Source organism: Tessaracoccus flavescens (assembly GCF_001998865.1).
Lineage (GTDB): Bacteria > Actinomycetota > Actinomycetes > Propionibacteriales > Propionibacteriaceae > Arachnia > Arachnia flavescens.
Genome location: NZ_CP019607.1, coordinates 1,509,007 through 1,533,859, shown reverse-complemented (window position 1 = coordinate 1,533,859; position 24,853 = coordinate 1,509,007). Strand labels below are relative to the sequence as shown.

Annotated in this window: 25 protein-coding genes and 1 riboswitch; of the genes, 16 read left to right on the top strand and 9 right to left on the bottom strand. The window is 69.3% G+C overall.

Features of this window, described 5'->3' with window-relative positions; all coding sequences use genetic code 11:
• Nucleotides 1–78: 78 nt before the first annotated feature.
• Entirely contained in the window at nucleotides 79–573 is a 495-nt protein-coding gene (locus tag BW733_RS07395) for a MarR family winged helix-turn-helix transcriptional regulator (RefSeq protein WP_202970303.1), read from the bottom strand.
• A 78-nt stretch (nucleotides 574–651) separates the two neighbouring features.
• Here BW733_RS07395 and BW733_RS07390 point away from each other — a divergent pair, with 78 nt between their 5' ends.
• Complete coding sequence (locus tag BW733_RS07390; protein ID WP_077349283.1) at nucleotides 652–1,227, top strand: NADPH-dependent F420 reductase; 576 nt, start codon at nucleotides 652–654, stop codon at nucleotides 1,225–1,227.
• 60 nt (nucleotides 1,228–1,287) lie between these two features.
• On the opposite strand, the gene BW733_RS07385 is transcribed toward BW733_RS07390, so the two are convergent.
• From BW733_RS07385 to BW733_RS07375, 3 genes are all read right to left on the bottom strand, one after another.
• The gene (locus BW733_RS07385; RefSeq protein WP_152024610.1) at nucleotides 1,288–1,857 is read right to left on the bottom strand and encodes a hypothetical protein; all 570 of its coding nucleotides are present in this window, start codon (nucleotides 1,855–1,857) and stop codon (nucleotides 1,288–1,290) included.
• 113 nt (nucleotides 1,858–1,970) lie between these two features.
• Complete coding sequence (locus BW733_RS07380) at nucleotides 1,971–3,122, bottom strand: DUF808 domain-containing protein (protein ID WP_077349279.1); 1,152 nt, start codon at nucleotides 3,120–3,122, stop codon at nucleotides 1,971–1,973.
• Between the two features lie 159 nt (nucleotides 3,123–3,281).
• Nucleotides 3,282–4,226 carry a Sir2 family NAD-dependent protein deacetylase gene (locus BW733_RS07375; RefSeq protein ID WP_077349277.1) on the bottom strand — a complete coding sequence of 315 codons (945 nt, stop codon included), beginning with the start codon at nucleotides 4,224–4,226 and terminating at the stop codon, nucleotides 3,282–3,284.
• A 116-nt stretch (nucleotides 4,227–4,342) separates the two neighbouring features.
• On the opposite strand from BW733_RS07375, the gene BW733_RS07370 reads away from it, so the two are divergent.
• From BW733_RS07370 to BW733_RS07345, 6 genes are all read left to right on the top strand, one after another.
• A complete protein-coding gene (locus BW733_RS07370) occupies nucleotides 4,343–5,131 on the top strand; it encodes a fructosamine kinase family protein (protein ID WP_077349275.1) in 789 nt (262 codons plus the stop codon).
• Nucleotides 5,132–5,763: 632 nt separating this feature from the next.
• Complete coding sequence (locus tag BW733_RS07365) at nucleotides 5,764–7,005, top strand: dicarboxylate/amino acid:cation symporter (RefSeq protein ID WP_077349273.1); 1,242 nt, start codon at nucleotides 5,764–5,766, stop codon at nucleotides 7,003–7,005.
• A gap of 64 nt (nucleotides 7,006–7,069) precedes the next feature.
• On the top strand, nucleotides 7,070–8,701 hold the full coding sequence (locus BW733_RS07360; protein ID WP_077348636.1) for an IS1182 family transposase: 1,632 nt from the start codon (nucleotides 7,070–7,072) through the stop codon (nucleotides 8,699–8,701).
• Nucleotides 8,702–8,969: 268 nt separating this feature from the next.
• A complete protein-coding gene (locus tag BW733_RS07355) occupies nucleotides 8,970–9,572 on the top strand; it encodes a DsbA family protein (RefSeq protein ID WP_077349271.1) in 603 nt (200 codons plus the stop codon).
• A 315-nt stretch (nucleotides 9,573–9,887) separates the two neighbouring features.
• The gene (locus BW733_RS07350) at nucleotides 9,888–10,391 is read left to right on the top strand and encodes a flavodoxin domain-containing protein (protein WP_077349270.1); all 504 of its coding nucleotides are present in this window, start codon (nucleotides 9,888–9,890) and stop codon (nucleotides 10,389–10,391) included.
• Between the two features lie 121 nt (nucleotides 10,392–10,512).
• The gene (locus BW733_RS07345) at nucleotides 10,513–11,349 is read left to right on the top strand and encodes an acyltransferase domain-containing protein (protein WP_077349268.1); all 837 of its coding nucleotides are present in this window, start codon (nucleotides 10,513–10,515) and stop codon (nucleotides 11,347–11,349) included.
• A gap of 330 nt (nucleotides 11,350–11,679) precedes the next feature.
• On the opposite strand, the gene BW733_RS07340 is transcribed toward BW733_RS07345, so the two are convergent.
• The 4 genes from BW733_RS07340 to BW733_RS07325 all read right to left on the bottom strand — a co-directional run bounded on the left by BW733_RS07340 (nucleotide 11,680) and on the right by BW733_RS07325 (nucleotide 15,895).
• Nucleotides 11,680–12,438, bottom strand: a complete 759-nt coding sequence (locus BW733_RS07340) for an extensin family protein (RefSeq protein WP_077349266.1) — start codon at nucleotides 12,436–12,438, stop codon at nucleotides 11,680–11,682.
• Nucleotides 12,439–12,553: 115 nt separating this feature from the next.
• Nucleotides 12,554–12,784 (bottom strand): hypothetical protein, encoded by a 231-nt coding sequence (locus tag BW733_RS07335; RefSeq protein ID WP_152024609.1) that lies wholly within the window; start codon nucleotides 12,782–12,784, stop codon nucleotides 12,554–12,556.
• Nucleotides 12,785–13,035: 251 nt separating this feature from the next.
• Entirely contained in the window at nucleotides 13,036–14,706 is a 1,671-nt protein-coding gene (locus BW733_RS07330) for a DUF885 domain-containing protein (protein ID WP_077349262.1), read from the bottom strand.
• Nucleotides 14,707–14,863: 157 nt separating this feature from the next.
• A complete protein-coding gene (locus BW733_RS07325) occupies nucleotides 14,864–15,895 on the bottom strand; it encodes an LLM class flavin-dependent oxidoreductase (RefSeq protein WP_077349261.1) in 1,032 nt (343 codons plus the stop codon).
• 78 nt (nucleotides 15,896–15,973) lie between these two features.
• Nucleotides 15,974–16,032, top strand: a riboswitch (guanidine-III (ykkC-III) riboswitch).
• Nucleotides 16,033–16,058: 26 nt separating this feature from the next.
• On the opposite strand from BW733_RS07325, the gene BW733_RS07320 reads away from it, so the two are divergent.
• The 9 genes from BW733_RS07320 to BW733_RS07280 all read left to right on the top strand — a co-directional run bounded on the left by BW733_RS07320 (nucleotide 16,059) and on the right by BW733_RS07280 (nucleotide 22,823).
• Nucleotides 16,059–16,283 (top strand): DMT family transporter, encoded by a 225-nt coding sequence (locus BW733_RS07320; protein ID WP_237268334.1) that lies wholly within the window; start codon nucleotides 16,059–16,061, stop codon nucleotides 16,281–16,283.
• 85 nt (nucleotides 16,284–16,368) lie between these two features.
• Nucleotides 16,369–16,764 carry a DMT family transporter gene (locus BW733_RS07315; RefSeq protein ID WP_077349259.1) on the top strand — a complete coding sequence of 132 codons (396 nt, stop codon included), beginning with the start codon at nucleotides 16,369–16,371 and terminating at the stop codon, nucleotides 16,762–16,764.
• Between the two features lie 26 nt (nucleotides 16,765–16,790).
• On the top strand, nucleotides 16,791–17,228 hold the full coding sequence (locus BW733_RS07310; RefSeq protein ID WP_077349257.1) for a hypothetical protein: 438 nt from the start codon (nucleotides 16,791–16,793) through the stop codon (nucleotides 17,226–17,228).
• 187 nt (nucleotides 17,229–17,415) lie between these two features.
• Entirely contained in the window at nucleotides 17,416–17,781 is a 366-nt protein-coding gene (locus BW733_RS07305) for a hypothetical protein (protein ID WP_077349255.1), read from the top strand.
• A 271-nt stretch (nucleotides 17,782–18,052) separates the two neighbouring features.
• Nucleotides 18,053–19,090, top strand: coding sequence for an ABC transporter permease (locus BW733_RS07300; RefSeq protein WP_077349253.1), 1,038 nt, complete (start codon nucleotides 18,053–18,055; stop codon nucleotides 19,088–19,090).
• Nucleotides 19,090–20,739 (top strand): ATP-binding cassette domain-containing protein, encoded by a 1,650-nt coding sequence (locus BW733_RS07295; RefSeq protein ID WP_077349251.1) that lies wholly within the window; start codon nucleotides 19,090–19,092, stop codon nucleotides 20,737–20,739. Before BW733_RS07300 ends, BW733_RS07295 begins: the two co-directional genes overlap by 1 nt.
• Complete coding sequence (locus tag BW733_RS07290; protein WP_077349249.1) at nucleotides 20,736–21,323, top strand: TetR/AcrR family transcriptional regulator; 588 nt, start codon at nucleotides 20,736–20,738, stop codon at nucleotides 21,321–21,323. Before BW733_RS07295 ends, BW733_RS07290 begins: the two co-directional genes overlap by 4 nt.
• A gap of 88 nt (nucleotides 21,324–21,411) precedes the next feature.
• Complete coding sequence (locus tag BW733_RS07285) at nucleotides 21,412–22,059, top strand: DUF4956 domain-containing protein (protein WP_077349247.1); 648 nt, start codon at nucleotides 21,412–21,414, stop codon at nucleotides 22,057–22,059.
• On the top strand, nucleotides 22,056–22,823 hold the full coding sequence (locus BW733_RS07280) for a polyphosphate polymerase domain-containing protein (protein ID WP_077349246.1): 768 nt from the start codon (nucleotides 22,056–22,058) through the stop codon (nucleotides 22,821–22,823). Before BW733_RS07285 ends, BW733_RS07280 begins: the two co-directional genes overlap by 4 nt.
• Before the next feature lie 9 nt (nucleotides 22,824–22,832).
• On the opposite strand, the gene BW733_RS07275 is transcribed toward BW733_RS07280, so the two are convergent.
• On the bottom strand, nucleotides 22,833–24,713 hold the full coding sequence (locus BW733_RS07275; RefSeq protein WP_077349244.1) for a penicillin-binding transpeptidase domain-containing protein: 1,881 nt from the start codon (nucleotides 24,711–24,713) through the stop codon (nucleotides 22,833–22,835).
• Nucleotides 24,714–24,853: the final 140 nt, after the last annotated feature.

Sequence of the window (24,853 nt, the reverse complement as noted above, 5' to 3'; positions counted from 1 at the left end):
GCAGGAGGACTTTTCCGGACTCGTTGCGTCAGGAGGCTGGTGGGATCGTTGGCAGGATGAACGAACCCGGAAAAGTGCTCATCGCACAGACGCGACCTGCTGCGTGGCCAGGACCCGAAGGGCGTCCGGGGCGACACGCTCGAGGATCGCGTCGCCGATGGCCGTCAACTGGTCGAGCTGCTCCGGGGTCAGCGCGTCGATGATCGACTCGCGCACCGTCGTCACGTGACCGGGGGCCGCGTCGACGACGACGTCCCAGCCCGCGTCGGTGAGCCGCGCATTTGTGGCCCGCGCGTCGCTCGGATCGGGGAACCGCTCGACGAGGCCACGCTTCTCCAAGCGGCTCACGACGTGCGAGAGCCGGGGGAGCGTGCCGCGGGTCCGGCTGGCGAGCGAAGACATCCGCAGCGTCCGCTCGGGCGCCTCAGACAGCATGGCGAGGACCCAGTACTCGAAGTGAGAAAGGCCGGAGTCGCGCTTCAACTGGGTCTCGAGCACCCCTGGTACCAGCTCGATTACCGATGCAAGGCGAACCCACGCCTGCATCTCCTGGTCATTCAGCCACTTCGTCATCCAACGATTCTATCCAATGCTTGACTCTACAAGTAACCCGTGTAGGATAGTTGTAGCAACAACGGATGAGGAGAGAACATGAGCAAGGTCACCATCATCGGCGGCGGCAACATGGGCAAGGCCATCTCGGAGCTCGTCACCAAGGGCGGCAACACCGTGGAGATCCTGACTCGCAGCGACGCCTCCACCGCGGTCACCGGGGAGATCGTCGTCCTGGCCGTCCCCTACGGCGCACTCGGCGAGATCGTTGCCCAGCGCGGTGACGAGCTGGCGGGCAAGGTCGTCGTCGACATCACCAACCCCCTCGACTTCCAGACTTTCGACGGCCTCGTCGTCCCTGCCGACGGGTCCGCCGCGGCCGAGCTCGCCGCGAAGCTTCCCCGGGCGAAGGTCGTCAAGGCCTTCAACACCAACTTCGCCGCGACGCTGGGCACCGGCAAGGTCGGCGAGAACACCACCACCGTGCTGGTGGCCGGTGACGACGCCGACGCCAAGCAGGGCGTCGTGTCCTTCGTGAAGGCCGCCGGCCTGAACGCGCTGGACGTCGGATCCCTGAAGCGGGCCCGCGAGCTCGAGGCCATCGGCTTCACCCAGCTCGTGCTCGCCGGTTCCGAGCAGATCGGTTGGACCGGCGGCTTCGCCGTCGTCGCCTGACCGACCCGCAGACACGACGACGCCCGCTCACTTGGGGGGAGCGGGCGTCGACGCGTCTACTCAGAGGAAAAGCGGCACCAGGATCATCAGGAACACGAGCAGGAGCGGAATCCCCAACATGAGGAGCAGGCCGAGCAGGCCAGGCTTCTTCTGCGGGGTGAAGCCGATGTTCCCCTTACTTGCGAACTGGTGCAGCGGCGCCGCGTAGTAGACCTCGACCATCTGGCCCGGCTGGATGCTGAAGTCGATGTCGGCGTCGCCGTAGCGCTTCATCCACTGGCCGTGCGCGTGCAGGCGGTGGGTGCCCGCCGGGACGGGGAAGTCGAAGGTGCCTGAGCCGCTCGTGACGTGGAGGCGCTGACCGTTGAGCGTGACGGTGGGCGCGACCATCGAGCTGGTCATGACGTTGCCCGGCATGATGAAGCGCAGCACGCCCATGCCTGCAGGCAGGCCGGGTCCGTGTTGCATCGGCGCAGGAGCGTTGCCGCCCTGCCACTGGCCCGGCGCAGCCTGCGAAGCGGGTGCGTAGCCGCCCTGCCACTGCTCGGGAGGGCCCTGCGGCGCGGGTGCGTAACCCTGGTAGCCCTGTCCGGGCTGCCCGTACTGGCCGTTGTCGTGGGGAGTCGTCATGGCGTCAGCGTAAACGAGACAACGGTCGCCGGCCAGCATCGTCTGCGGACGGTCCTTGAGCCGGAACCGTCGACGGCCGCCCCAACGGATGGGGCCGTCGCAGGAGGAGCGGGTCAGTGCCTGTCGTCGCGGAGGTCGTCGGCGATCTCGCTGACGATCGGCTCCGCCGCGGCCTGCTCGTCGGCCACGACGGTGCGGGCCCCCGCCTCCGAGGCACTTGGCTCCGGGCGAAGAGGATCGGGCTTCGACGAACCGGAGACCGGCGCCGCCAGGGTGGGCGACGGGCGTCCCGGCACCCCGCTCGACGGCTCGACGGGCACGTCAGCGGCCTTCGGATGCTCGACGTCGTCGTGCTTCTTCCCGAACGGAAGAAGATGCATGACCACGACGGCGATCGCGCCGACGACGAGGCCGAGGACCGCCGAGAAGAAGGTGTTGACGAGCCAGCCGACGAAGCCGCCCGCCGCGCCGGCGGCGGCGACCTCGAGATGGTGCACGAAATCGTAGATGGGATGGAACCCGAGGTCGTCCATGCCGACGAGCAGGATGTGGCCGCCCACCCACAGCATCGCCGCCGTGCCGACGACACCCAGCACCTTGAGCACGATCGGCATGGCCTTCACCAGGCCCTGGCCGAGCTTGCGGGTGTTCTCGCGCGTCGAGAGCTTGAGGCCGACGTCGTCCATCTTCACGATGCCCGCCACGACGCCGTAGACCAGCGCGGTGATGGCGATGGCGACGATCACCAGCGCACCTGCGCGCAACCAGAAGCCGAGGTCGGTCAGCTCGTTCAGGGAGATCACCATGATCTCGGCAGACAGGATGAAGTCGGTGGTGATGGCGCTCTTGACCATGGTGTTCTCATGGTCGGCGCCCTTGACGACGGCGGGTGCCTCCTGCGACTTGCTGTGTCCGCTGACCGCCTCCCAGATCTTCTCCGCGCCCTCGTAAGAGAGGTAGAGGCCGCCGCACATCAGCAGCGGCGTGAGCGCCCAGGGCAGGAACTGGCTCAGCAGCAGGATCACAGGCAGGATGATCGCCTTGTTCAGCAGCGAGCCCTTCGCTATGCGCCAGATCACCGGCAGTTCGCGGGCGGGCGTGAAGCCCTGCATGTACTGGGGGGTCACGGCCGCGTCGTCGACGACAACGCCCACGGCCTTCGTCGATGCCCGTCCGGCCGCGGCCGCGATGTCGTCCACCGAGGAAGCGGTGGCGCGCGCGATCGCCGCGATGTCGTCAAGGAGTGCTGCAAGTCCGCCGGCCATGGGTGCCTTTCTCAGGGGTGGAACGGGCAAATTCTACGGGCTGAACTGGCTCATGCCTCATCATCGCCGGTATCCGGTGCGCCCGAGTGGGCTCGCCCTCCGCAGGAGCGCCGGAAGGCTCGATGCGCGACCCCCGCGCCGTCGGCCGACGCGACGTCGTCAGCGCGCCAACTCGACCCAGCGCGAGAGCACCGGTTCGAGCCGACCGTGCAGTCGGAGCGTGGCAAGGTCATCGCCGCGGGTGAGGCCGTCGTTGACGATGATGATCTCGCGACCCTCGCGCGCCGAGCGGCGCAGGAAACGCAACCCGCTCATCACCGTCAGGCTCGTGCCGAGCACGACAAGCACGTCCGCCGTGTCGAGCAGGTGGTTGGCACGCACCACCGTCTCCCGGTGCGCGTTCTCGCCGAAGAAGACGACATCGGGCTTCAGCATCCCGTCGCAGGCGGGGCAGTCGGGATAGTCGAAGTCGGAGGTGCGGTCGACCTCGGCGTCGCCGTCGGGGGCGGTGCGGGCGTCGATCGCGAGCGAGTCGAGCTCGCGGGAGAACCGCGGGTTGATCTCCAGCAGCCGCTCCTGCAGATCAGAGCGCGAGAACAAGCGCCCGCAGCACAGGCAGGCGACCCGGTCGAGGGTGCCGTGCAGGTCGACGACCGGGCTCGACCCGGCGCGCTGATGCAGCCCGTCGACGTTCTGGGTGACCACCCCGGTCAGCGGGGTCAGCCGACCGAGCTCCGCGAGGGCTCGGTGGCCTGCGTTGGGTCGCGCCTGGCCGAAGGCCCGCCATCCGACGGTGCTGCGCGCCCAGTAGCGGCGCCGGCTGAGATCGGAGGAGACGAACTCCTGGAACGTCATCGGCGAACGCGGCACCGCATTCCTGCCCCGGTAGTCGGGCAGGCCGGAGTCGGTGGACATGCCCGCCCCCGTGAGCACCATCGTCGGTCGGCCGCGGAAGAGTTCGAAGGCGGCCGTGACGTCGTCATCGTGCGAGATCCGGCCGAACGCGCCCTCGCCCGGTCCCCAGGCAGAGGTGTCGGCCATCACGACGGCGTCCTCGCGGGCCGTGCGGAACCAGCCGCCGACGTCGCCTGGCGCGTTGCTCATCGGCCCTCCTTCCACGACAGCCAGGATAGACAGCGCCATGGCCGCCCGAGCAGCGATCGCCGCCGATCATCGGGCCTCGTGCTGGAACCGGGCCGGTCGTGCGCAATTGTGGAGGAATGCAGCAGAGGTTCAGGAAGACCGGATCACGGCGGGCCATCTCCACCGAGGCGGCCAGCCTGCACTGGTTGGCCGAGGCCGAGCCTGACGGTGGAGCCGCCGTGGCGGAGCTGGTCGAGGTCGGCGACACGTGGCTCGAGACGGTGCTGCTCGACCCGGGTGCACCGAGCCGGGAGGACGCCGCAGAGTTCGGCCGACGTCTTGCGCGCACGCACGCGGCCGGAGCCAGCTGGTGGGGCGAGGCGCCGCCGGGCATGGATCCCGCCGATCTTGCGACGGCGAATCTTCCGACGCCGGCAGCGGTCGAGCCCGTCTGGGACGACTTCAGCAGCTACTACGCGGAGGGTCGGCTGCGGCCCTATGTCGACCTGGCGCGCTCCCTCGACGCCGACGACAGGGCGCTGCTGCACCGTGCCTGCGACGTCGTCGCGACCGGACGCTTCGACTCACCCCAGCCCGGACTCTGCGGCGAGGTGGCGCGGATCCACGGCGATCTCTGGGGCGGCAACGTCGTCTGGGCCGATGGAGGGGACCGGGTCGTCGGCACCCTGATCGACCCGTGCGCCAACGGTGGACACGCAGAGACTGACCTGGCCGAGCTGGGGCTGTTCGGCTCGTCGCACCTCGAAGCGACCCTCGCGGGCTACGCGGAGGTCAGCCCCCTTGCCGACGGGTGGCGCGGGAGGGTGCGGTTGCACCAGTTCCACATGGTGCTGGTCCACGCCGTACTGTTCGGCGGGGGCTACGTGGGCGACGCGCTGCGCACCGCCCGGGACCTTCTCCGCTGAGCAGTGGCGGCAGGGTCGCCCCGCGTCTTCCCCGTTCCTTGAGCAGGGCCCTTTCGACGACGCCTGGCGCGACTTCGTCGGCCGAGGCTGCTCAAGGAACGGGAGAGGGATCTGTGGTCGTGGCTGGGGTCTTTCGACGACGCCTCGCGCGACTTCGTCGGCGGAGGCTGCTCACGGAACGGAGGTGATGCTCTGCGCGGCTTGGTCGGCGGGGTGCCGAAGCAACGGATGGGACGACGCCTTGCTCGAGGTCGGCGGGGGCTTCTCGAGGAATGACAGTGGAATCCCGCTCAGCGGAGGCGCGCCTCGCCGACCGCAGGCCCGGTGACCCTGTGCGGGGGATCGCCACGACGTGCCGCCGGTGGGACTCTCGAACCGGCTCGACATCCACGAGGGTCACCGAAGGGTCAGCCGGTGGGGCGATGACGCAACGCTCCGCGATGTGGGAAACGGAGCGCCAACGGCGATCCGGCGCCCCACCCCAGCCCTCCAGTCGTCCCGGCTTCTCTCCCACATTTCCAGTCGGGGCGGCTGGAGGCCGGGGAAGCCGGCCGCAAGGGGCTTCCCACCTTCCGGCCAGGTTTCCCGACCCCTTTCGCGCGCGTACGCGAGCGCAGCGCTACGGTGCCCTCATGACCGCAGCGCCGCAACCATCCTCAACGCGGAGCCGACGCCCCAGTCTGCTCCTCCTCATCGTCATCGCCATCGCGCTCGGCGTGGTGTGCGGGTTGTTCTTCCCCGACTGGCTGACGAGCGTCTTCGTCACCTTCAACGGCCTCTTCGGGCAGTTCCTCGGTTTCGCCATCCCGCTGATCATCGTCGGGTTGATCGCCCCGGCGATCGCCGACCTCGGTCGCGGCGCGGGCAAGTGGCTTGCGATCACGGCCGCAGTGGCCTACCTCTCGACGGTGATCGCGGGCCTGATGGGCCTGACGGCGTCGATGGCGATCCTCCCGCGGGTCCTCCCTGCGGAGCGGCCCGACGCGCTGACCAACCCGGAGGAGTCGCTGCTGACTCCCTACTTCTCGTTGGAGATCCCACCCCTGTTCGGCGTGACCAGCGCCGTTGTGCTCGCCTTCGTGATCGGCGTCGCGCTGACGGTGATCGACGGCAACGTGCTGCGCCGCGGCTTCATCGAGTTCCGTGACCTGGTGAACTGGATGATCACCAAGATCATCATTCCGCTGCTGCCGATCTACATCTTCGGCATCTTCCTCAACATGACCCAGGGCGGCCAGGTGGCCACCGTCATCGCCACCTTCCTCGGCGTCGTCGTGTTCGTGTTCATACTGACCTGGATCATGCTGCTGCTGCAGTTCACCGTCGCCGGACTGTTCACCGGGAAGAACCCGATCAAGATGCTCGGCACCATGCTCCCCGCCTACGCGACGGCGCTCGGCACCTCCTCCTCAGCGGCGACGATCCCGGTCACGCTGCGCCAGGCGATCAAGATGGGCGTCAGCCAGCCCGTCGCCGCGTTCACCGTCCCGCTGTGCGCCACCATCCACCTGGCCGGCTCCATGATCAAGATCACGTGCTTCTCCATCGCGGTGATGATGCTCTTCGGCATCGAGATCAACTGGGGCCTGATGATCGGCTTCATCTTCATGCTCGGCATCATGATGGTCGCCGCTCCCGGCGTCCCCGGCGGCGCGATCATGACGGCCGCCGGCCTGCTCAGCTCGATGCTCGGGTTCAACGAGGCCCAGGTCGGCCTCTTGATCGCCACCTACATCGCGATCGACTCGTTCGGCACCGCGACGAATGTCACCGGAGACGGCGCGATCGCGGCCATCATGGACAAGCTGATCAACCGCTCGAAGGGCCAGAACGAGCTGGCCACCGAGGCGGCCACCGTCGAGGAGCGCGTCTAGGACGGTGCTGAATAACCCGCGCGTCGCGGGGTGCTGATCGGGGTGGGCTTGCGATCCTTGTTTCATGCAGGGTGAGGCTGATCGGCAGCGGGAGCTGTTGGACGTGGAGGCGTTGGCGGGACATCTGTTGGTGCCGGGGAGCGTGTTCGCGTTCCTGGCCGAGCACCGGTTGCGGTTGTTCCCGCCGGAGCTGTTCGCCGACCTGTTTCCCTCGGGGCGGGGTCGGCCCTCGATCCCGCCAGAGGTCATCGCCTCGGTGCTGGTGCTGCAGTCCTTGTACGGGCACTCTGACAGGGAAGCGGTCGAGGCGCTCACGTTCGACCTGCGCTGGAAGGCCGCGTGCGGGTACGCGGTCGACGGGGCCGGGTTCCACCCTTCGACGTTGACGTACTGGCGTAAGCGGCTGGCCGCCAGCGAACGTCCGGACCGGATCTTCGAGGCGGTCCGCGAGGTCGTCATGGCTACCGGTGTCCTGTCGGGCAAGACGCGGCGGGCGTTGGACTCCACGGTGCTCGACGACGCGGTCGCCCGGCAGGACACGGTCACCCAGCTGATCGCCTCGATCCGCCGGGTCGGCCGCGACGTGCCGGGCGCGCACGCACTGGTGGTCCAGGAGTGCACCCGGTTGGCCGAGGTCACCGGCGGTGACTACACGGTCGCTGGCAAGCCGCGGATCGCCTGGGAGGACGAGGCCGCCCGGACCGAGCTGGTGAGCGCACTGGTGGGCGACGCCCTGGCCCTGCTGGCCGCTCTCGACGCCGCCCACCACGACGAGCACGGCGACCCGGACGGCCTGGCGCTGCTGTCCGAGGCGGGTGGGAAACCGGCCGAGGCCCTCGCGCTGCTGGCGTTGGTCGCCGGGCAGGACGTCGAGCCGGCGGAGGGTTCCGACGGCACCGACGGGCGGTGGCGCATCGCCCGCAAGACCGCGCCGGACCGGATGATCTCCACCGTCGACCCCGATGCCCGGCACGCGCACAAGACCCGCGAACGGCGTCAGGACGGGTTCAAGGCCCATGTCGTCGTCGAGCCGGACACCGGGCTGATGACGATGGTGAAGCTGACGAAGACCAACGGGGCCGAGCACTCCGACGCCGCGGTGGGTGCCGACCTGGTCACCACCGACTCCACCCTCACCGCCACCCCTGACGCGCCGGTGCAGGTGCTCGGCGACTCCGCCTACGCCTCCGGTGACATGCTGGCCACGCTCGATGCCCGCAAGTGGGAACCGGTCCTCAAACCCTGGCCGCTGCGGCCGGCTGTCGAGGGCGGGTTCACCCTGGACGACTTCATCCACGACCCGGTCGCCGGGACGTTGACCTGCCCGGCCGGGCTCACCCGCGGCGTCAGTGCCAAGGGCAAGGTGACCTTCGGCGCCGCGTGCGCCGGCTGTCCGCTGCGGCAGCGGTGCACCACCGCCGAACGTGGCCGCAAGGTCACCCTGGGTGAGCACCACCAGCTCCAACGACAGCACCGCGAACGAGCCACCGACCCGGACTTCCAGGCCGTCTACCGACGGCACCGGCCGATGGTCGAACGCTCCATCGCCTGGCTCACGCGCGGAGCACGCCGCGTGCCCTACCGGGGCGTGGCCAAGAACGACGCCTGGCTGCACCACCGCGCCGCCGGTCTCAACCTGCGACGCCTCCTCAACCTCGGGCTCACCGTCCAGGACGGGACCTGGGCCATCGCCTGAGGGTGGGACCGGGGGCCGCTGGGCCCTTGCCACGCCGCCCCGATCGAGCGCAGGATGGCCTCAGGCGGGCGGAACGACCCCGACTGTCGCACCCCAGGGTGCTGACCTCACTGCCGCAAAGACGGCCTTGGCGGCGCTCCGCCCGCCCCCCTCACGCCATACCCGCCTCAGATCACACCTTGTTCAGCGCCCTCCTAGCCCTCAGGGGTCGCGGGTCGCCGGCGGACGAAACCGGCGGCCCGTTGTCCCTGTGTGCTGAGATGGGTCCATGACGACGAACGTTGACTTCTGGTTTGATCCGATGTGCCCCTGGGCGTGGATGGCGTCGCGCTGGATGCTCGAGGTGGAGAAGGTGCGCGACGTGCACACCACCTTCCACGTGATGAGCCTCTCCGTGCTCAACGAGGGCCGCGAACTGCCTCAGGGCTACCGCGACCTCATGGACAACGGCTGGACGCCGGCCCGCGCCGCCCTGCTGGTCGAGCAGCGCCACGGCTCCGAGAAGCTTCGGGAGTTCTACACCGAGATCGGCACGCGCCTCCATCCCGGCGGCCAGAGCGTCAGCGTGGACGTGGTGCGCGACGCGTTGGACGCGGTCGGAGCCGATGCCGACATCATCGACATCGCCCAGACCGACGCGATCGACGAGGACCTGCGCCGTTCGCACCACGAGGGCATGGATCCGGTCGGTGACGAGGTCGGCACCCCCGTGATCCGCGTCAACGGGATGAGCCTCTTCGGCCCGGTCATCTCTCCCGCGCCGAAGGGCGAGGAGGCTGGAAACCTGTTCGACGGCGTCGTCAAGGTCAGCGCCTACCCGGGCTTCTTCGAGCTCAAGCGCTCACGCACCGTCGATCCCATCTTCGACTGATCCGTCCGTCGGGTCGGCCGTCGGTCGGCCCGACGCGGCCTCGGAGCGACGCGCACCCGCGGTCGTCCGCTCGCCGCGACCCCACGCGGAGGTCGCGCCCCGGTGAGGTCGTGCCCGCGGGCCCGCGTGTGGCACGAGGCATCCCGGGTCGGGATGTGCATACATCTGCCAGGAGCGTGGCACGTGCCTGTATTGGCACAGGTCTCGCCCACCGTAGGTCTGTGCCCGCCAGTCACCCGCGTCAGGGAGCCCGGGCTGCCTTGCTAGCGAACCCCGCCGTCAGGCACCCATTGGCACCAAGATATCGTCCCATCCATGGGAACTGTGCTGATCGGATACGCGACGAGGACGGGTGCCGCCCGTGACGTGGCCGAGGAAGTCGCCGGTGTTCTGCGGGCCGTCGGCCACGACGTCCGCCTCGCCAACCTGGAACAGCAGCCGCCGATCGACGGCGCCGACCTCGTGGTCGTCGGCAGCGGCATCAACGCCTCGGCCTTCTACCCCGAGGCGACCGCGTGGCTCAAGGCGAACCAGGCGGAGCTGAAGGCAACGGCCGTCGCCCTCTTCAACACGTGCCTGAACGCCGCCGACCCTGAGAAGCGCGACGCCGCGCTCGCCTACAACGACGGCGCTGTCACACGATGCGGCGCGAAAGCCAGCGCGACGTTCGGCGGACGCTACGTCCCGGCGAAGGTCGGCTGGTTCTCGAAGCTGTTCGCCAAGGCAACCGGCCAGAAGGCGCAGGACCACGTCGACGCCGCCGCAGCGAAGGCCTGGGCCCGCGACCTCCTCCCCCTGCTGGTCGGCTCGCAGGCCTGACCCGAGACCGGGCGCATGAGCGCCGCCCCTCGTCCCCTTGAGGCGGCGCTCAGCACCCAGCCTCTGCCCGACTCCGCGAGGCGGCCTCAGGCCGGCGCTTGGGGATGGAAGGATCGTCGGCATGGATCTCACCACCCTCGAACGCCTCGGCTTCCGACCCGACGATGCGGCCGCCGTCCTCGACGGCCTCGACCGACTGACCACGGCCGACCTTGCCGAGGTGGAACGTCTCGAGGGCGTGCTCCGCTCCAACATCGCAAGGGTGGAACGTCGCTTCAACCCCGTCGAGGGCCCCACGGTCGAGCATCGCCTCGGCACCGACTTCCCGCTGCTCGTCGCGCTCATCCGCGTGGCACCAGCCGTGCAGGCCGAGCTCGTGCGCCGCGGGCTCGATGACGAGACGGCGTGGCGCTCGGTCGCCGACCTCGGGCAGCAGGTCCACGTGTACCGGCTCGTCCACGGCCGCTTCGGCTTCGGAGGCCGACCGTGGGTCCCGACGAACTTCAGCGGCTCGCTGGTGTGGCTCGGCCGCCTGCAGTACACGCTGGAACCGTACGACCGTGCGCTCGGCGTCCACATCCCGGAGTCGGGCCCGCTCACCCCCAAACTGGTCGACGAGTCGCTCGAGCTGGCGAGGAGGGTAGCGCTCCGGGCTTATGGCGAGTTCGAGATCACCCGGTTCACCTGCGTCTCCTGGCTGCTCGACCCCGGCGTCAACGCGAGGCTTCCAGAGACGTCGAACGTGGCGAGGTTCGCGGCACGGTTCGAGCCCTACGGCGAGCCGGGCGACGGCACCCGCGACGCGCTGTACTTCGGGTTCCACCGCGAGACGAGGAACGCAGAGACGGTCGAGTTGGACGGCCTGCCCCAGACCTCGTCGCTGCAGCGGGCCATCGTCGCCCAACTGAGGGACGGTGGAGTCACCATCCAGCCGGGCGAGCTGCCCCTGGACGGGTGACGTCGCTGACGAGCGACCTGGGTCGTGGTCGTCGGCGCCGACCATCGGCGAGACACCTCGACATCACCAACCCCCTCGACTTCCAGGCCTTCGACAGCCTCGTCATCCCGCCTGGAGGTGGCGAGCGCGTGCACAGTTCTACCGTGATCGCGGTTCGTGCCGATGGTGGCACGCGTCGCGCTCCTCGTAGATCTGTGCACGCCTGCCGTCTTCACCAAGGTGCGCGGGACAGGCAGCCGGTGCACTCGAGCAGCGAGATCAGGAATCGCGACCTGGCCCGACTGCCGAGCCTGAGGTCGCACTTCGTCCAGGACGGTGTCCCACCGCGGCTCAGCCCTCGGCGACGGCGGCGTCGAGGAAGGCCCGCCAGCCCTCCTCGCTGGTCAGCTTCTCCCGGAGCCCCAGGTCCTCCTGCACCGAGCTGACGGCGTCGCGCGTGCGCCGATCGTAGTCGCCCGTGATCTCCACGTCGCGGCCGAAGATGTGCAGCAGGGCCCCCTGCACGACACAGGTCTGCGCGTTGGAGCGCTGGTCGAACCGGGTCGCGCCGTACCCGTTGACGCCGTTGTCGACGTGCAGATGGTTGTGGTGGGCCGCGTTGTACGGGTAGCCGAGCGTGTAGGTGAAGCGGGTGGAAAGCGAAGCGGCCAGCTTCCAGTAGGCGCGCAGGCGCTGCGGATCGTCGCCCCACTGGTCGTAGTGGCACGACACCTGGCCGTTCTCGTGCACCAGTTCCGCGATGTCGAACGCGGGGCCCGCGGCGTGCCACGACGGACACTTGTCGACATAGGCACCGAACGTCGAGACCTTTACGAGTGGGCCGAATCCGGCGGCGGCCACCCACCCACCTGCCCAACTCTCGAGCAGTTCGACGAACTTCGGGTCACAGTCGAACGACTGCTCCCTACCGTTGTCCGCGTAGACGAGCGGCGCTCCGGCCAGCGTTGCCATCTGGGTCAGGTCCTCCGGCGTGCGGCACTCCTTGGGCAATGGGTCGCCGCCGCCCGAGCAGGCCGTGAGCGGCGAGGCGGCCAGGACGAGGCCGCCGCCGAGCAGCAGCCGTCGCGAGAACCGTGAACCGGAATTCATGGAATCAGACGCTACCGGTCCGTGCAGTCGAGGGTCGTGCGACCCCGCTCCGCTCTTGCCGCCGCGGCACGAGACACTGGGCCACGATCGGGCGGCCCAGGGCCTCAGCGTCGGATCAGCGGAAGCGGACGATGTTGTTCAGCGCCATCCTGGTCTCCCAGCGGTAGCCGCGCACCCCGTTGACGGTGACGGCCGCGATCACGTCGGCCTCGGCATAGGTGCGGCAGCCGTTGCGTCCGGTCAGGGCGGGGTCGCACTCCGTGCGCCATGCGCGTCCGGAGGCATCGGTCCAGGAACCGGTGATCCCTAGCGGCGCGTCATTCGGGGCCGCCTGGGCCGTGGGCATGACCGCCCCAAGGCCGAGAGCGAGGCTCGCGCACGCGGCGACGGTCAGTGCGCGGCGGGGTCTGTTGTGGACGCTCGACATACGGGCTCCAATGCCCGGGGTCAGTTCGGGCCGGGTTTCCCGGTGGTTGCGCCATCGCGATCACCCTAGGTCGCGCCCCGACGGCGGTCATCCGCCATCCGACAAGTGCGCATGCCCATTGCACGACGACGGCCGCCCCGCTGAGCAGGGCGGCCGTCGAGGGGCGAGGTTCAGGCGGTGCGCAGCGCCTCCTTGAGCACGTCGAGTCCGACGGAGCCGAGATCGAGCGCCTTGCGGTGGAAGGTCTTCATGTCGAACGCGTCACCCGCGCGGGCTGCCGTCTCGTCGCGGGCCTGTTCCCAGAGCCGCTGGCCGACCTTGTAGGACGGCGCCTGGCCCGGCCAGCCGAGGTAGCGGTCGAGCTCGAAGCGGAGGAAGTCGGACTGCATGGCCACGTTGTCCTGGAGGAACGCCCAGGCGTTGTCGGCGTTCCAGGTGCCCCCGCCGTCGGGTAAGTCCTTGCCGAGGTGCACACCGATGTCGAGCACGACGCGGGCGGCGCGCAGGCGCTGCGAGTCGAGCATGCCCATCCGGTCGCCCGGATCGTCCTGGAAGCCGAGGTCGGCCATCAGCCGCTCCGCGTACAGCGCCCAACCCTCGCCGTGGCCCGAGACCCAGCACAGCAGGCTGCGCCACTTGTTCAGGTCCTTCGCCCGGTAGACGGCCTGGCCGATCTGCAGGTGGTGGCCTGGGATGCCCTCGTGGAAGACGGTGGTCTTCTCCTGCCAGGTGGAGAAGGTCTCGACGCCCGGCGGCACCGACCACCACATGCGTCCCGGTCGCGAGAAGTCGGCCGACGGGCCGGTGTAGTAGATGCCGCCGTCCTGCGTGGGTGCGATGCGGCACTCGAGGCGGCGCAGCTCCTCGGGGATGTCGAAATGGCGCCCGGCGAGCGCCTCGATCGCGGCGTCGGAGGTCTCCTGCATCCACCGCTGCAGCGCGTCGGTGCCGTGCAGTTGACGCGTGATGTCGGCGTCGAGCTTCGCGATCGCCTCCGGCGTCGTGGTGCCGTCGCCGTAGAGCTGGTGCGCGATGTCGTCCTGTTCGGCGAGGATCTTCGCCAGCTCCTCACGGCCCCATTCGTAGGTCTCATCGAGGTCGACGGCGGCGCCGAGGAAGCTGCGCGAGAAGCGCTGGTAGCGCTCGCGGCCCACCGCGTCCTTCTCCGGGGCGCGGTCGTGCAGCTCGCTGAGCGCGACGGCGAGCCGCTTGTACGCGGCCCGGGCGGCGTCGGAACCGCGGGTGAGGTCGGCCGCGAGCGAGTCAGGCACCTCGGCCGAGGCGGCGAAGGCGGCCCAGAAGCCGTCGGGGCCAGCCAGTTCGCGGGCCTGGTCGATGCCGATGTCGATCTGACGGCGTGCGGGGAACGGGCCGTCGGCGTCGGCGGCAGCCTTGCGCAGCGACTCGATGTAGCCGTCGACCCCGACGGGGACGGCGTCCATGCGTGCGGCGATGGTGGCCCAGTCGTCCTCGGTTGCGGTGGGCATGAGGTCGAAGATCGCGCGGATCGACTGCAGCGGCGAGGCGAGGTTGTTCAGCTCCGCGTAGCTCTCGCCCGCGTCGTGCAGTTCGAGGTCGAGGGAGAGCCGCTCGATCATGGCGGCCTTCGTCACCTCGTCCACGGCGTCGACGGTCTCGGCTGCCTCGACCTCGCGGAGGGTCTTGCGCGTGGCCTCGGCGATGGCGTCACGACCCTCAGGGGAGTAGTCGTCGATGGCGCGCTCGTCGCCAGGCAGGCCGAGCTGGGTCGCCGTCATGGGGCTGAGCGAGGCGATCGTGTCGACGTAGTCGTCGGCGATCCTGTCCAGGGGAGTGGCGCTGCGCGCCGGGGTCTCAGTCATGTCTCGACGCTAGCACCGGTGGCACGGCCGGCGTCAGCGGGTCGATGCCGACGGCGAGGACCGCGCTTTTCGTTCCTTGAGCAGCCTCCGCCGACGGAGTCGTGCGAGGCGTCCCGTCTCCGTTCCTTGAGCAGCCTGGGCGCCGCCGCACCTCGGGTCAGTCCTCGGAGAGCATGTCCCTGACGAGCGGGACGACCTCGGTCGCGTACAGGTGGATCGTCTCGAGCAGCGCCTCGTGCGACAGGCGACCGGTCGAGACCTTGAGCTGGTACCGCTCAGCGCCAAGCGCCTTCACGCCTGCGGCGATCTTGCGCGCCGCCGTCTCGGGGGAGCCGACGACCATCGAGCCGTGGTCGGCCTCCTGCTCGAAGTGCGACCGGTCCATCCGGCCCCAGCCGCGCTCGGCCCCGATCCTGCGGGACTGCTCGAGCCACGGCGTGTACAGCCGCTCCCTGGCCTGGTCGTCGGTCGGCGCGATGTGGCCGTAGGTGTGGTAGCCGATCGGCTGCGGCTCCTTGCCGAACTCCTCGAGGGCCCGACGGTGCAGCTCGGCGAACGGGGCGAACCGCTCGACGGGGCCGCCGATGATCGCCAGCATCAGGGGCAGCCCGTAGGACGCGGCGCGCACCACCGACTGGGGGGAGCCGCCGACGGCGACCCACGTCTTCAGCGGGCCGTCGGCCAGCTTCGGGTACAGCTCGACGTCGAGGAGGTCCTGGGTCAGCTTGCCCTTCCAGGTGATCCGCTCGCCCTGGATCAGCTTCGCGAACAGCTCGAGCTTCTCCTCGAACAGGTCCTCGTAGTCCTGCAGGTCGTAGCCGAACAGCGGGAACGACTCGATGAACGAGCCGCGCCCGACGACCGCCTCCGCGCGGCCACCGCTGATCGCGTCCAGCGTGGAGAAGCGCTCGAAGACGCGGACCGGATCGTCGGAGGAGAGCACAGTGACGGCGGTCGCGAGCTTGATCCGCTCGGTCCGCGCGCCGATCGCGGCGAGCACCATCTCAGGCGACGAGATGGCAAAGTCGTTGCGGTGATGCTCGCCGACCCCGATCACGTCGAGCCCGAGGCTGTCCGCGAGGACCGCCTCCTCGATGACGTTGCGCACGACGGCGTCGCCGGGCAGCAGGTCGCCGTTGGTGTCAGCGGTGATGTCGCCGAAGGTGTCGATGCCGAATTGCACGTCCATGGCCAGCTCCTAAGCAATTGAACTCTCAACTATCAGTGTAGCTTCCCCGGCCATCCATGTCCCGATTTGATAAACTCGGCCTCGGCGACCCGCCCCGGACGACGGATCAGTACCCGGTGAAGACAAGACTGGCCAACCTCTGAACCAGGAGAACTGTCTTCGAATGGATTGGGTCATCCTCATTGCGTCGGGCGTGCTGGAGGCCGTGTGGGCCACGGCGCTCGGACGCTCCAACGGATTCAGGAAACTCGTGCCGACGATCATCATCGTGATCGCCGCCATCGGAAGCCTCGGCGGACTGGGCATCGCCCTGCACACCCTCCCCACCGGCACCGCCTATGCGGTCTGGACGGCGACCGGAGCGTCGCTGACCGTCCTGTGGGCATGATCACCGGCACCGAGAAGGCGAGTGTGGTCAAGGTTGTGCTCCTCGCGGGCATCGTGACCTGCGTCGTCGGGCTGAAGGTGCTGGCATGAGTGGCACCAGGCACGTCATCCCCCGCAGCCTCGCCTGGCCGGTGCTGCTGATCAGTGCCGTCCTCGAGGCCGTGTGGGCCAACGCCCTGTCGGCGAGCAAGAGCTTCTCCGAGCCGGTGCCCACCGTGATCTTCCTCGTGGCGACGATCGCCTCGCTCGCCGGCCTGTCGCTCGCCATGGCGCACATCCCGACCGGAACGGCCTATGCCGTCTGGACCAGCGTCGGCACGGTGCTCACCGTCGGGTACTCCGTGGCGATCCGCGCCGAGGGCATGTCCTGGCTCAGGGCCCTGTTCCTGGCCGGCATCCTCGGCTGTGTGATCGGGCTCAAACAGCTCGACTCAAAGGAGCCCGACCCCGAGCCGGCTGCGGGCGAGGAGCCGTCCGCCTGAGCGGATCGGGTGCTAGGTTCACGGGCATGTTCATCGTTCTGCAGGTCGTCTATCTCGCGCTCTTCGTAGTCGGGGTGATCCGGAGCCGGGGCATCTCGCGGATCCTGCTCGCGGTCTGGGTCGTCGTCTCGGCGATCGCAACGGTGATCAACATCCTCGCCCCGCAACTGGTCGGCGGAATCGGCATCTCCGGCTTCGGGATCATCAGCTTCGGCGTCAACTTCATCGGCACCGTCCTGCTGGCGATGGCCCTGATCCTCGGGCGTCCCGGGTACCACGGGGAGGACGACCGGCCGCGCTACCCGGGAGCGCCGACGGTGTACGGGCAGCAGAACCACCCCGGCCTCGCGCAGCCCGGTCGGTACGGGGACCAGCCCTACGGCTTCTACGAACAGCCACGCTCCTTCGGCTCGGCGGGCGATCCGTACGGCGTCCCCGATGATCGAGGCGACGTCCGCCCCTGAACCCCGCCTCTTCGGCCCCGCAGATCGCTGCGGGGCCGTTGTGCCTGCTGGCCGCCGTCCAGCCACTGGCCGCGGCCGTCCAGACGCATGAGGCAACCAAAGCTTTCGCAGACACCCGAGCCTGACCGCGTCGACCTGCCCTCCATTGGCGGGCGATGGTGGCCGCACCCGGTGTTAGGTTGCCTCCATGCACCTGAACACGGAATGGCTGAACCTGCTGCCGACGATCCTCACCAAGGTGGTGTTCGTTGCCCTCTTCGTCGTCGCGATCGTCCGCAGCCGTGGGGTGGCGCGGGTTCTGCTCGCGATCTGGACGATCACCTCGACCGTCGGCACGTTCCTGGGCATCTTCGCGCCGCAGCTGTTCGCGAGCCTCGGGTACGCAGGCCCCTCGTTCGTGTTGGGGCTCCTCGGCATGGTCAACGCCGTCCTGCTCGGCCTCGTGCTCATCATCGGCCGACCCGGCTACCGCGGCGAGGACGATCGGCCCGCCTACCCGGGCCAGCCCTATCCTCCCGCCGGCTACCCCGGTAACCCCGGCCAGCCTTACTGAGCGGAGGCCGCGTTACCACCACTGGACCGCGGGCCTGCACCCCGAGCTGACTCAACGGACGCGCTCCGGCCCTTCGGGCGCCGACGGGATGCCCCCGGGCGTCATCGCAAGAACTCTCCGGGACAGCGAGACCCGTCGGATGCCGTGGTCACCAGGAGGCCAGCCGGGGAAGTCAACACCGTTGACCCGCGGAGCGGGCCTGGCCTGCGCGCCCTGAGCCAGAAGTCAACGGTCGTTGACTTGTTGTGGAAGCGGGTGGACCCTGAGTGCCATGCGAGCCATGATCATCAAGGAGTTCCGGGAGCTGGGACGCGACCGCCGCACGCTTGCGATGGCGGTGATGATGCCGATCGTCCTGCTGTTGCTCTTCGGGTACGCCGCGAACTTCCAGGTCGACGACATCCCCACGGCGGTCATCGGCGAGCACGCCCAGCAGGTCTCGGACACGCTGCCCGAACTGTTCGACGTGCGCGACGACGTCGAGGGCGACGACCCGGAGACCATGCTGCGCGAGAACCGCGTGGACGCCGTGGTCGACAGCTCGCAGCGGCCCGTGAAGGTCTATCTCGACGGCTCGGCACTGTTCGTCTCCCAGTCGGCGCAGCTCGCGATCGGACGCAGCGGAGGGGCGCTCGAGTCGGAGGTGCTGTTCAACCCTGACCTCGAGACCTCCTGGGTGATCGTCCCGGCCATCATCGGGCTGGTCATGGCCCTGATCGGCACCATGATCACCTCGCTCGGACTGGTCCGGGAGAAGGAGTCCGGCACGCTCGAACAGTTGGCCGTGATGCCGATCCGGCCTTCGGCGGTCATCCTCGGCAAGATCGCCCCGTACTTCACGATCGCCCTGATCGACATCACGATCATCACCCTGCTTGGCATCTGGCTGTTCGGGGTCCCGTTCAACGGGCCGATCTGGGTGTTCGCGCTGGGCGCCGTCGCATTCCTGTGCGTCGTGCTCGGCCTCGGCATCCTCTCCTCGACGATCTCCTCGACCGCCGGCCAGGCCATGCAGACCGCCCTGTTCTTCATGCTCCCGCAGATCCTGCTTTCGGGGATGATCTTCCCGCTCGAGGCCATGCCATGGGCGATCCGCTGGATCGGGCAACTGCTTCCGCTGACCTATTTCATCAATGTCTCGCACGGGGTCCTGCTCCGCGGGGCCGGGATCGCACAGGCGTGGCCGAGCATCGTCGTCCTCGCGGCGATGGCCCTGTTCGTGCTGACCGCGTCGACGCTGCGCTTCCGCGCGATGATCGCGCCCCGCAGAACCCGCGCCCGGAGTCCGCGGCATGCGAAGGCCGCCTGATGTTCGGGGCAGAAGACCTGACGGTCGTGCTTGACGGGGTGACCGCCCTCGACGGCGTCTCGATCGGGGTGCCTCCCGGGGTCGTGACGACGGTGGTCGGTGGCGACGGCGCCGGGAAGTCCACCCTGCTCCGCAGCCTCGCAGGACTCGTGCGTCCAACCTCCGGCACCGTCAACGCGCCGAGCGGGAGGGGCCGCGCGCTGCTGCCCGCGACCGCGGGTTCCTGGACGAACCTCACCGTCACGCAGAACCTCGACTTCGCCGCGCGGGTCGCGAAGGTGAAGGCCCCGGGCAGGATCACGGAGCTGATCGAGCGGGCCGACCTCACGGCCGCCCGGGATCGACTCGCCTCCCAGCTTTCCGGGGGCATGCGGCGCAAGCTCGGGGTGATCATGGCGCTGCTCGCACAGCCCGAGCTGCTGCTCCTCGACGAGCCCACCACCGGCGTCGATCCGGTCAGCAGGGTCGAGCTCTGGTCGCTGATCTCGCACGCGGCGGCCGAGGGAGCGGCCGTGCTGACGGCCACGACCTACCTGGACGAGGCGGAGCGGGCCGCGACGGTCACCGTCCTGCACGAGGGACGGGTGCTGCTCGCCGGTGCACCCGCAGAACTCATCGACGCGGCACCGGGTCGGTTCTGGGTCGACGCCGCCCCCTCGGAGGCACGTACCTGGCGGCGCGGGCGGCGCTTCCACCACTGGGCCGAGACGGCACCGCCCGGCGCCGCAACGATCCGCCCCGATCTGCACGATGTCGTGATCGCCGCCTCGCCCCGGTCGACATCCTCGACGGCCGAGAGCGGGCCGGTCAGGCCCGCGACCGGAGCGCCACCACTGGTGGAGGCCCGCTCTGTGGGGAAGCGGTTCGGCGACGTCGACGCCGTGTCCGGGGTCGACCTGGAAGTCCGGCCGGGGGAGATCGTCGGCCTGCTCGGCGCGAACGGGGCGGGCAAGACGACGCTGATGCGCTGTCTGCTCGGCATCGTCTCCCCGACATCCGGGACCACCGAACTCTTCGGCGATTCGCCGTCCCGCCGGAACCGCGCCAGGCTCGGCTATGTGCCGCAGGGCATGGGGCTCTACCGCGACCTGACCGTCGACGAGAACGCCGCCTTCTCGGCCGCCGCTTACGGGTCGACCCCTCCTGACCTCGACGACGACCGCCTGATCGAGCGGGTACCCCTCGGTGAGCAGCGGCGCGTCGCGTTCGACATCGCCACCGCGCACCGACCCGAGCTCCTGATCCTCGACGAACCGACCTCCGGCGTCTCCGCCACCGAGGCCGCCAGCCTGTGGGACGCGGTAGGCGCCCAGGCGGAACGGGGCGTCGGCGTGCTGGTGACCACCCACAACATGAGCGAGGCGGCCCAGTGTGACAGGCTCGTCCTCATGGTCGACGGTCTGGTCGCGGCACAGGGGTCGATGGCCGACATCCTGGGCGGTGCACAGGTCGTCATGGTCGAGACTGGCGACTGGCAGGCGGCTTTCGACCGGCTCTCGGCCGCCGGCCTCCCGGTCAGCCTGGCAGGCACGACCGCCCGGGTGCTCGTCGATGACGAGCCTGCGGTGCGGGCGGCGCTCGGGGACCTGCAGGCACGGGTCGGCAGCGCCGCCGCCACCCTTGACGAGAGGATGGCGATGCTCCGATGACCGGCCACACCGGGCGCAGGCCCGGCCCGACGACGACCCGCGAGGACATCCTCGACGCCGCAACCGAGACCTTCCTCGATGGGCAGCTCGAACACGCCTCGATGCGCAGGATCGCCCAGCGTGCCGGGGTCGACCCCGCGCTGATCTACCGCTTCTTCGCGAGCAAGGATGCCCTCTTTGACGAGGTCGTCAGGCGCGAGTTCGGCGCGGTGATCCCCGTGGACCGGCCGGTGCGCGACGGTCGCGAGGTGATCACCCTCGCGCTCGACCTGTGGGAGAGCAGGCAGCGGCGGACCCTCGGGCTCGGCGCGATCCGTGCCGCGCTCAACAACGATCAGGCGGCTGCCCTGCTGCGCGAGCTGCTCGGCAGGACGATCCTGCGCTGGGTGACGGCCTCGGCCCGCGATGACCACCACGACCTGCGCGTCGCGCTGATCGCCTCCCAGATCGTCGGCCTTGTCATCACCCGCCACCGGCTGCAGCTGCCGGGGGCGAAGAACGCCAGCCGGGACGAACTCATCCGCGTCCTGGCCCTGGTGCTCGAGCACTATCTGCACGGCGACCTCGGGCTTCCCGGGCGCTGAAGCCGGGTAAGAGGTCTCTCATCTGAGCCTCATCGGCACTCAACGCGCGGGCGACAAGCTTCTTCGGCATAGAAGAAGGAGTTTCCCGATGTTCACCACGACCAGCCTCATCGCCATCGCAACCGACCTGATCGCCATCGCGATCCTCGCGATCCCGCTCTACTACCGACGCCATCGTCGCCGCGACCTGATGTTCGCGTTCCTGACGCTCAACGTCGGCGTGATGGTGGTCGCCGCCGCGCTGGGCTCCGCGGGAGCGGGCGCAGGACTCGGGCTGGGACTGTTCGGGGTGTTGTCGATCATCCGGCTCCGGTCCGACCCGATCAGCCAGGCTGAGGTGGCCTACTACTTCGGCGCCCTCGCGCTCGGCCTCATCGGTGGCCTCGCCCCGGGAGCCTGGTGGGTGACGCCCACGTTCAGCGCGGTGCTGCTCGCCGTCATCGCCGTCGCCGACTCGCCCCACTTCACCCGCGGCAGCCGCTCGCTCATCATGACGTTGGACGTCGCCATCCTCGACCGTGACGAGCTCGAGCGGGTCGTCGCAGAACGCGTGGGGGGCCAGGTGCGCCGACTCGACGTCCGTGAGCTCGACCTGGTCCGTGACCTGACGGTGCTCGAGGTCTGGTACCGGCCGACCGACCGTCCGCAGCCGTTCGGACCCCAGCAGCCCTTCCCGCCGATGCAGCATCAGCCGATGCCCTCGCCGGTCCCCTCCCCGACGATGGCGATCCGATGAGCTGCGACAGGACCGTGCTTGCCGAGCTCGCCTCGCGTTTCGAGCCGATCAGCCTCGCCGAGACCACCGACCAGGCGGCTCTGCAGACCCGCATCGACAAGAAGTACCTGCTCCCCATCGGCCTGCTCGGCCACGTGCTGGACGACCTGGGCACCGGGCTCAGGGCGTTGGAGATCGACGGCCTGCGGGTGTTCGGCTACGAGTCGGTCTACTTCGACACGCCTCGGCTCCAGTTCTACCGCGACCACGTGCAGGGCCGCAGGCTCCGGCACAAGGTGCGGACCCGCCGCTACGTGGACAGCGACCTCACCATGCTGGAGGTCAAGGAGAAGGGAGGACGGGGCGAGACGGTCAAGCACCGCACCGACTGGTCACCCACCGAGCTGTTCCGGCTCGGTTCGGGCGGCCGGATGTTCATCGACGACCTGCTCGACGGCGAACCCGACGCGGCCTCGCTGCGCCCCAGCCTGGTCAGCCGCTACTGGAGGGTGACCTTCGTGCACGCCGACGCGGGACTCCGGCTCACCTGCGACGTCGATCTCGGCTTCGAGTCACGTCACACGACCACCTCAGTCCCGCGGGGGAGGGTGCTCGTGGAGACCAAGGCGGCGGGCACCCCGAGCGTGGCCGACCACATCCTGCATCGCTACGCCCAGCGCGACATCGCCGTCAGCAAGTACTGCGCAGGGATCGCGCTGACCCACGGTGCGCCTGCAAACCGGTGGCACCGGGTGCTGAACCGCTACCTGCGCCCCGTCGCGTGAGGGCCAGGTTCAGCTGAACAGCTGGACGATGAGCGGCGCGGCCGTCGTGCCGCCCGAGTCGCCGACCTCGACGAAGGCAGAGACCGCGTAGTTCTCGTTATAGGCGATCATCCAGGCGTGCGTCTGCTGGGCGCCGGTCTTGCCCCACTCGGCGGTGCCCGACTTCGCGCCGGTCATGATCGACTGGAGAGACTTGCCGGTTCCGGAATCGACGGTGGCCTTCATCATCGTCTGGAGCTGCTGGGCCTCCGCCGCGGCGAGGGGGGCCGCCGTCGAGGTGGCCTGCTTGCCCTCGACGAGCCAGGGGATCATCGTCTTGCCGGAGGCGACCGAACCGGCGACCGAGGCCATGGCGAGCGGCGACATGGTCACCTGCCCCTGGCCGATCATCGAGGCGGCCAGATCGATCGAGTTGCCGGGCTCGATGGTGCCGAAGTAGGACGTGAAGCCCGCGTCGTAGTCGGTGCCGACGCCGAGCGAACCGCCGGACGCCTTCAGGGACTCGCCCGTCACGGTGCCCGCGGCGCCGACGAAGGCGGTGTTGCAGGAGTACTTGAAGGCATCGGTGAGGCTCACGGAGCCCAGCCCGTTGGACGGGTAGCCGGAGTAGTTGCCGAAGGTGTAGCTGCCGACCTTGAGGTTGGCCGGGCACTGCACCGTGGTCGAGGCCGTCGAGCCGGCGCGCAGCATCGCGAGCGCAGAGACGGCCTTGAAGGTGGAGCCTGGCGCGTACTTGCCGTAGGTGGCGTGCGGGAAGCTGCCCGCAGCTGGCGACTGGGCGGCCGCAAGGAGGCCGCCGGTCTTGACGTCGAGCACGACGAGCGTCGCGATGCCCGCCTGCCCGGCAAGCACCGACTCGGCCTTCGTCTGGAGATCGCGGTCGAGGCTGAGCGTGATCTCCTTGCCGATGCTCGGATCCTGCTGGGCGAGCACCTTCACCTGGGGCGCGGGCTCGACGCCCTTGCGGCCGACCAGTTCGATCCGTGCCCCGGGGACTCCGCGCAGGTCCTTGTCGTAGCGCGACTGCAGCCCGCTCAGCCCGACCCGGTCGATGGAGGACAGCTCGCCCTTCGACTCGTCGATCATCTTCTGGGTCGGCTGGCCGACCGTGCCGAGCAGCGGTGCCGCGAAGGTGTCGGTTGGGCCGACGACGGCGCTCACCTCGTTGACGTGTGCCCCCTTGATGTCGACCACCGCGGCGGGGATGGCCTCCTGGCGGACGGTCGCGCCCACCACGAACGCCTTCGGGCCGTTGTCTGCGACCTTCTTCTGGAAGGCGGGCTCGTCGATCTTCAGGGCGGTGGCGAGCGCCTTCGCGGCGCCTGCCCATTCGGCCTCCGGGATCGACGCCTTGTCGAGGCCGACCTCGAAGAGGGAACGTTCCTCGACGATGGCGAGCCCGGTGTTGTCGTTGATGGAGCCGCGCTTGGCCTCCTGCTGGATGTGCCGCAGGCGCGTCTGCTCGGTCAGCTCGGGATGGACGGCGCTCGGCGCCCAGGCGAAGCTCCACTTGTCGTCGGCGTAGGTGAACTTCGCCTCCGTCGTGTAGGTCCACCCGTGCATGCCGAACTTGTAGGTGTAGTTCAGCTTCGCGACGGCCTCGTTCTCCCCGTAGGTGACGGCGTCGCTCTTGACCTCGGGATAGATGTCGTCCATCCCGGCGAAGATGGTGGTGAAGTCCTCCTGTGCGGCCTTCGGGTCGGCGACGTTGGCCAGCTTCGAGAGGTCCTTCGCGTTGAGCGCGTCGACGACCTGCTTCAGGTCGGCGTCGACCGGCGGCAGATCGGTTTTCGGTGAAACGGACGGCGATGGTGTCGGCGCGTCACCGTCTGGGGTGCAGCCCACCACGAGCAGTGTCGCGGCGAAGATTGCGGCCAGAATCCGTCGCATGGAAGCCTCCTCAGGTCCTGCGCAACAGGGTACCCGCCAGCCCTGACGGCCCCGCGGAGAGGCTCGGCGGGATTGGTGAACCCAGTTCTGAAAGGTATTCTGGATCGGGTCATCGACGTTGGCCCTGAAGGGTACCGGTG

What these genes read in the sequence shown, in the direction of transcription:
- BW733_RS07325 (WP_077349261.1), bottom strand. Translation starts at nt 15,895, where the DNA reads ATGGACGTGCAATTCGGCATCGACACCTTCGGCGACATCACCGCTGAC.
- BW733_RS07365 (WP_077349273.1), top strand. Translation starts at nt 5,764, where the DNA reads ATGACCGCAGCGCCGCAACCATCCTCAACGCGGAGCCGACGCCCCAGT.
- BW733_RS07395 (WP_202970303.1), bottom strand. Translation starts at nt 573, where the DNA reads ATGACGAAGTGGCTGAATGACCAGGAGATGCAGGCGTGGGTTCGCCTT.
- BW733_RS07385 (WP_152024610.1), bottom strand. Translation starts at nt 1,857, where the DNA reads ATGACGACTCCCCACGACAACGGCCAGTACGGGCAGCCCGGACAGGGC.
- BW733_RS07315 (WP_077349259.1), top strand. Translation starts at nt 16,369, where the DNA reads ATGAGTGGCACCAGGCACGTCATCCCCCGCAGCCTCGCCTGGCCGGTG.
- BW733_RS07310 (WP_077349257.1), top strand. Translation starts at nt 16,791, where the DNA reads ATGTTCATCGTTCTGCAGGTCGTCTATCTCGCGCTCTTCGTAGTCGGG.
- BW733_RS07305 (WP_077349255.1), top strand. Translation starts at nt 17,416, where the DNA reads ATGCACCTGAACACGGAATGGCTGAACCTGCTGCCGACGATCCTCACC.
- BW733_RS07285 (WP_077349247.1), top strand. Translation starts at nt 21,412, where the DNA reads ATGTTCACCACGACCAGCCTCATCGCCATCGCAACCGACCTGATCGCC.
- BW733_RS07300 (WP_077349253.1), top strand. Translation starts at nt 18,053, where the DNA reads ATGCGAGCCATGATCATCAAGGAGTTCCGGGAGCTGGGACGCGACCGC.
- BW733_RS07295 (WP_077349251.1), top strand. Translation starts at nt 19,090, where the DNA reads ATGTTCGGGGCAGAAGACCTGACGGTCGTGCTTGACGGGGTGACCGCC.
- BW733_RS07350 (WP_077349270.1), top strand. Translation starts at nt 9,888, where the DNA reads ATGGGAACTGTGCTGATCGGATACGCGACGAGGACGGGTGCCGCCCGT.
- BW733_RS07370 (WP_077349275.1), top strand. Translation starts at nt 4,343, where the DNA reads ATGCAGCAGAGGTTCAGGAAGACCGGATCACGGCGGGCCATCTCCACC.
- BW733_RS07390 (WP_077349283.1), top strand. Translation starts at nt 652, where the DNA reads ATGAGCAAGGTCACCATCATCGGCGGCGGCAACATGGGCAAGGCCATC.
- BW733_RS07360 (WP_077348636.1), top strand. Translation starts at nt 7,070, where the DNA reads ATGCAGGGTGAGGCTGATCGGCAGCGGGAGCTGTTGGACGTGGAGGCG.
- BW733_RS07290 (WP_077349249.1), top strand. Translation starts at nt 20,736, where the DNA reads ATGACCGGCCACACCGGGCGCAGGCCCGGCCCGACGACGACCCGCGAG.
- BW733_RS07280 (WP_077349246.1), top strand. Translation starts at nt 22,056, where the DNA reads ATGAGCTGCGACAGGACCGTGCTTGCCGAGCTCGCCTCGCGTTTCGAG.
- BW733_RS07355 (WP_077349271.1), top strand. Translation starts at nt 8,970, where the DNA reads ATGACGACGAACGTTGACTTCTGGTTTGATCCGATGTGCCCCTGGGCG.
- BW733_RS07330 (WP_077349262.1), bottom strand. Translation starts at nt 14,706, where the DNA reads ATGACTGAGACCCCGGCGCGCAGCGCCACTCCCCTGGACAGGATCGCC.
- BW733_RS07380 (WP_077349279.1), bottom strand. Translation starts at nt 3,122, where the DNA reads ATGGCCGGCGGACTTGCAGCACTCCTTGACGACATCGCGGCGATCGCG.
- BW733_RS07320 (WP_237268334.1), top strand. Translation starts at nt 16,059, where the DNA reads ATGGATTGGGTCATCCTCATTGCGTCGGGCGTGCTGGAGGCCGTGTGG.
- BW733_RS07345 (WP_077349268.1), top strand. Translation starts at nt 10,513, where the DNA reads ATGGATCTCACCACCCTCGAACGCCTCGGCTTCCGACCCGACGATGCG.
- BW733_RS07275 (WP_077349244.1), bottom strand. Translation starts at nt 24,713, where the DNA reads ATGCGACGGATTCTGGCCGCAATCTTCGCCGCGACACTGCTCGTGGTG.
- BW733_RS07335 (WP_152024609.1), bottom strand. Translation starts at nt 12,784, where the DNA reads ATGCCCACGGCCCAGGCGGCCCCGAATGACGCGCCGCTAGGGATCACC.
- BW733_RS07375 (WP_077349277.1), bottom strand. Translation starts at nt 4,226, where the DNA reads ATGAGCAACGCGCCAGGCGACGTCGGCGGCTGGTTCCGCACGGCCCGC.
- BW733_RS07340 (WP_077349266.1), bottom strand. Translation starts at nt 12,438, where the DNA reads ATGAATTCCGGTTCACGGTTCTCGCGACGGCTGCTGCTCGGCGGCGGC.